This window comes from Halomonas sp. BC04, from assembly GCF_000568385.1.
Map to the genome: position 1 here is coordinate 1 of NZ_AZQX01000095.1, position 5,141 is coordinate 5,141.

The 5,141-nt window shown below is 59.2% G+C and carries 2 protein-coding genes and 3 pseudogenes; 2 read left to right on the forward strand and 3 right to left on the reverse strand.

Annotated elements, in window-relative coordinates; all coding sequences use genetic code 11:
* Together Q427_RS07110 and Q427_RS07115 are read left to right on the forward strand one after the other, a co-directional pair.
* Positions 1-1,822 (forward strand): annotated as a pseudogene (locus Q427_RS07110) (acetyl/propionyl/methylcrotonyl-CoA carboxylase subunit alpha); the annotation flags it as partial.
* Positions 1,823-2,330: 508 nt separating this feature from the next.
* A pseudogene (locus Q427_RS07115) lies at positions 2,331-3,229 on the forward strand (hydroxymethylglutaryl-CoA lyase).
* A 113-nt stretch (positions 3,230-3,342) separates the two neighbouring features.
* Here Q427_RS07115 and Q427_RS31050 read toward each other — a convergent pair.
* The 3 genes and pseudogenes from Q427_RS31050 to Q427_RS07120 all read right to left on the reverse strand — a co-directional run bounded on the left by Q427_RS31050 (position 3,343) and on the right by Q427_RS07120 (position 4,909).
* Positions 3,343-3,543: a hypothetical protein gene (locus Q427_RS31050; protein ID WP_155833474.1), complete on the reverse strand. Its 201-nt coding sequence runs from the start codon at positions 3,541-3,543 to the stop codon at positions 3,343-3,345.
* Positions 3,536-4,192, reverse strand: a pseudogene (locus Q427_RS35150) (RHS repeat-associated core domain-containing protein); the annotation flags it as partial. The gene Q427_RS31050 and the pseudogene Q427_RS35150, both read right to left, overlap by 8 nt.
* 297 nt (positions 4,193-4,489) lie before the next feature.
* A complete protein-coding gene (locus tag Q427_RS07120; RefSeq protein ID WP_043512369.1) occupies positions 4,490-4,909 on the reverse strand; it encodes a hypothetical protein in 420 nt (139 codons plus the stop codon).
* Between the last annotated feature and the right edge of the window lie 232 nt (positions 4,910-5,141).

A 5,141-nucleotide genomic window follows, 5' to 3' on the forward strand; every position in this document is an offset into this window, starting at 1 on the left:
GTCGAGGCCGCCAAGCGCACCGGCGCCGGCGCCATCCACCCCGGCTACGGCTTCCTCTCCGAGAACGGCGGCTTCGTCGAAGCGCTGGACCAGGCCGGCATCGTCTTCGTTGGCCCGCCCGCCTCGGCGATTGCCGCCATGGGCGACAAGTCCGCGGCCAAGGCGCGCATGGCTGACGCCGGCGTGCCGCTGGTGCCGGGCTATCACGGTCACGACCAGGACGACGCCCTGCTCAAGACCGAAGCCGACAAGATCGGCTACCCGGTACTGCTCAAGGCCAGCGCCGGCGGCGGTGGCAAGGGCATGCGAGTGGTGGAGAGCAGCGAGCAGTTCCAGGCTGCACTGGAGGCTGTCGCCGCGAGTCCCAGGCCGCCTTCGGCGACACCCGCATGCTGATCGAGAAGTACCTGACCCAGCCGCGCCATGTCGAGGTCCAGGTCTTCTGCGACAGCCACGGCAACGGTGTCTACCTGTTCGAGCGCGACTGCTCGGTACAACGCCGCCACCAGAAGGTGCTGGAAGAAGCCCCCGCTCCCGGCATGACCGCCGAACTGCGCCGCGAGATGGGCGATGCCGCCGTGCGCGCCGCCAAGGAGATCGGCTACGTGGGCGCCGGCACCGTCGAATTCCTGCTGGATGCCGACGCTCGTTCTTCTTCATGGAGATGAACACCCGCCTGCAGGTGGAGCACCCGGTCACCGAGATGATCACCGGCCAGGACCTGGTCGAATGGCAGCTGCGCGTGGCCATGGGCGAAGCCCTCCCCCTGACCCAGGAGGAGCTGACCATCACCGGCCACAGCTTCGAGGCGCGCCTCTACGCCGAGGACCCGGACCAGGACTTCCTGCCCGCCACCGGCCTGCTGACCCAGTTCGCCATGGACCTGGAAGGCGCCGGCCTCGACCCCAGCCGCGTGCGCCTGGACAGCGGCGTGGAGACCGGCGATGCCGTTTCCATGCACTACGACCCCATGCTGGCCAAGCTGATCGTCCACGGCGACGACCGCGACCAGGCCCTGGCCACGCTCAACCGCGCCCTGGCGGCGCTGGACGTGCAGGGCGTGGTCACCAACCGCGCCTTCCTGCAGCGCCTGGCCACGCACCCCGCCTTCAAGGCCTGCGAGCTGGATACCCGCTTCATCGAGCGCAACGAAGCCACCCTGTTCGCCCCCAAGCAGTACAGCATCGAAGAGTACGCCGGTGCCGCCCTGGTGGGCCTCAACCAGCTGGCCCGGGAGTGCGAAAGCGACTCGCCCTGGGACCGTCACGACGGCTTCCGCCTCAACGCCCCGCACAGCATCCGCATCGCGCTGTGTGACCCGGCTCACGTCCAGGCCAGTGAAGATTCCGAGACCGTGGTCGTGGTCGACGGCACCCGCCACAGCGGCGACGCCCTCTGGACCCTGACCATTCGCGGCGAGACCCTCACCGCCAGCCTGCAGCCCCTGGCCGGCGACGCCGTGGCAGTCACCCTCAACGGCCATCGCCGTCGCCTGCAGGCACGGCGCGACGGCAACGTCGTCGTCATGGTCGACCCACGCGGCGAAACCCGCCTGTTCTGGCGCCGCATCGACGCCATCGACCACGGCCACCACGAAGCCGAATCGACCCTCACCGCCCCCATGCACGGCACCGTCGTCGCCCTGCTGGTGGAACCGGGTCAGAAAGTCGAAAAAGGCATGCCGCTGATGGTCATGGAAGCCATGAAGATGGAACACACCATGACCGCCCCCGCCGACGGCCACGTCGCCAGCTTCCACTTCCAGGGCGGCGACACCGTCGGCCAAGGCGACGTACTGCTGGAATTCGCCGTCGAGGAATAAATTAGGAGTTGTAGGAGCGCTCGGTTCGGCGTCCCGACTTTGCATCGCGACTGGAGGCCGAAGGCCTACCGGCGCCAGTCGCGAGCTAAAGCTGCTCCGACAGGGTGACAATCGCCTGATATGGCAGAGAAAACAGCTGTAGGAGCGCTCGGTTCGGCGTCCCGAGTTCCCATCGCGACTGGAGGCCGAAGGCCTCCCCGGCGAGGGAGGTGAAAAACACCAACGTCGGCAGCCTCCGCCAAGGCGCCTACCGGCGCCAGTCGCGAGCTAAAGCTGCTCCGACAGGGTGACAATTGCCTGATATGGCAGATAAGGCAGCTGTAGGAGCGCTGCTCCGCATCGCGACAGGAGGCCGGAGGCCTCCCGGATCCTGCCGCTGCCCTAGGCTAAAACAGCTGTAGGAGCGCTGCTCCGCATCGCGACAGGCGCCGATAGGCGCCCGGCGGAGTTGGCAAAGGCTTATGCTACCGACACCAAAAGCAGACCGTGCCACTGCTGGAGAGACACCATGACATTCCCCAAAACCGTCCGCCTGGTCGAGGTCGGCCCCCGCGACGGGCTGCAGAACGAACCCAACCCGATCGACACGGCCACCAAGCTCGAACTGATCGACCGCCTGGGCGATGCCGGCATCACCTACATCGAGGCCGCCAGCTTCGTCTCCCCCAAGTGGGTGCCGCAGATGGCCGACCACCGCGAAGTGATGACCGGCCTGACCCGCCGACCAGGCGTCACCTACGCCGCCCTCACCCCCAACCTCAAGGGGCTGGAAGCGGCACTCGAATGCAGCGTGGAAGAAGTGGCGGTATTCGGCGCAGCTCCGAGGCCTTCTCACAGAAAAACATCAACTGCTCCGTCGCCGAATCCCTGGAGCGCTTCGCCCCGGTGTTGGAGAGGGCGAAAGCAGCCAACGTCCGCGTGCGCGGCTACGTCTCCTGCGTACTCGGCTGCCCCTACGAAGGCGAGATCGCCCCGGCCAAGGTCGCCGAAGTATCCAAGGCGCTCTATGACATGGGCTGCTACGAAGTCTCCCTCGGCGACACCATCGGCGTCGGCACACCGCTCGCCGCAAAGCGCATGATCGAAGCAGTGAGCCACGACATCCCCATGGCAAAGCTCGCCGCCCACTTCCACGACACCTACGGCCAGGCCCTCGCCAACCTCTACGCCGTACTGGAAGAAGGCATCAGCGTGGTGGACAGCTCCGTCGCTGGCCTCGGCGGCTGTCCCTACGCCAAGGGCGCCTCCGGCAACGTGGCCAGTGAAGACGTCGTCTACCTGCTCAACGGCCTCGGCATCGAGACCGGCATCGACCTCGATAAACTCGCCGAGACCGGCACCTGGATCACCCAGACCATCGGGAGGCCCAACCGCTCCAAGGTAGGCGTGGCTCTGGCGGCGAAGTAATTTAGCGGCAGAAGCGAAAGCCCCTGAGTCAGATGGCTGGCTCAGGGGCATGTGTTAGAAGGTTACCATCACTGTACAGCTGGGTTAGGTGTTGGTACTGCTCACAATATCTTTCATTTATTTTTTCTACTGCAAAAATTTATAGCAAGGCCGATTAAGCCCAAAACCCCGAAGACAGCAGCGATGATAAGACTTATATTAAATACAGCATTTCCAAAAAATTCCCAGCCTGCTTCGCGCATTACAATCCCAAGCCACCCTGTTATAGCAGCCACTAAAACTATATTAGACTTTGTTTTTAGCCCTTTACTCACTTTCTGCAGACTCCTCGTTGCATACAGTGGAAATACGGCAAAACTGAATTCCGCCGGCACCACCTATACCTTTCCCGAAAAAACCTCTGGCTCCGCCGACGCCACTTTCACCAAAGCTACCAGAAGCACCTGCAGCGATCCCTGAGCCTCCTCGCACAAATGGGCCCCAGGTTTCTGTAACACCTGTTTCCATGGCTCCACCATTAACAGCTCCCGATATGTCTACACCAGCACCAGCGAAGGCACCAAGGCCAAACTTCATACAGCCAGTTGTAACGGCGCATATATTACCATGAGAGTCTAGCTGCTTGCCCGTAGAGATCGATGTCCCAAAAACACCACCAAAGATTTCACCACCAATGTCTGCCCCTGTAGCAACAGCTTTGCTTGCTGGTTCTTGACGGGCTGCAGCCCTCCTCACCATATTCGATTGGCTATAAGGTCCTCCCCCTAAACCATATACCCCTCTTAGTCCGAGAGGATCTACTTCTACACTGGGGGCCGCCGCATATTGATACAGGTTCCTGCCGCCCTTCAGGCCAATCGGATCCTGGCTGATGTATCGGCCCTGCTGCGGATCGTAGTAGCGGTGGCGGTTGTAGTAGAGGCCCGATTCTTCGTCGTGCCACTGGCCCTGGAAGCGGATCGGCTGTGAGGCGGTGCCGCGTTCATTATCACCTCTTCCCCGCCGTCCACCTTAAAAAACCAGGCGGCTAACCTGTCATCAGTATTACAGTGAAAATGTATAAGCATACTGACAAACCAATAAAAAACAATAACACACCCAAACTCAATCCATCATCTCTACCAAAAGCAAGCGCACCCAATAAGGCTATGATTCAACACAAAGAGACAAAAGCACTAAGAACCCTAACAAGCAAACCAACTTTCTTTATTTCACTTTCTCTTATCACACCAGCACCCACCTCATCTGTCAATGTAGTTATCACAGCAACGCCTCTGTTGCACTTGTTTCGTTGGAGCCTGGCTGATAAGTCTCGGTGTATAAGATAGATAGAACAATAGATATAAGCACATAAGCGAACATACTCACCAACGGATACATCAACAAATCCAATATTAAGCTCCAATACCCAGGCCCTATCCAGCTGGCAATAATCCCCAACAAAACATAAAATATATAAAACAAAGCACCGAACATCGCAAGCGAAATGAATAGCGCCCACTGAGGGCCATGAGTCATAGTATAGGAATCTCTCAGTGAGATTTTTCTATCAATAGCCACGCCTACGAATAACAACGACAACCTTAGCGTGAAAAATAATGCCACTAGAAAAAATGCCAATGGAATCGAAGCCATCCAAATACTATAAAAAACAAGGGATGATGACGCCCCAATAAGCATGCTTGGTACTATCCATGCGACGAAGAACCCAATGTAATATAGAAAATATCTGAGTTCTCGCTTGGAAAATCGAAACGCCTCTGGACTTTCATTCAACAGCACAAGTCGTATTGTGCTTATGGAAATAACTGTCATAATTGCCGTTTCGGCAAGCAAGAAAGGGACATGCAACAACAAACCAACATCGCTGAATGAAGGTCCGGCATTGGACAGGCCATAACTTGCAGCTCAA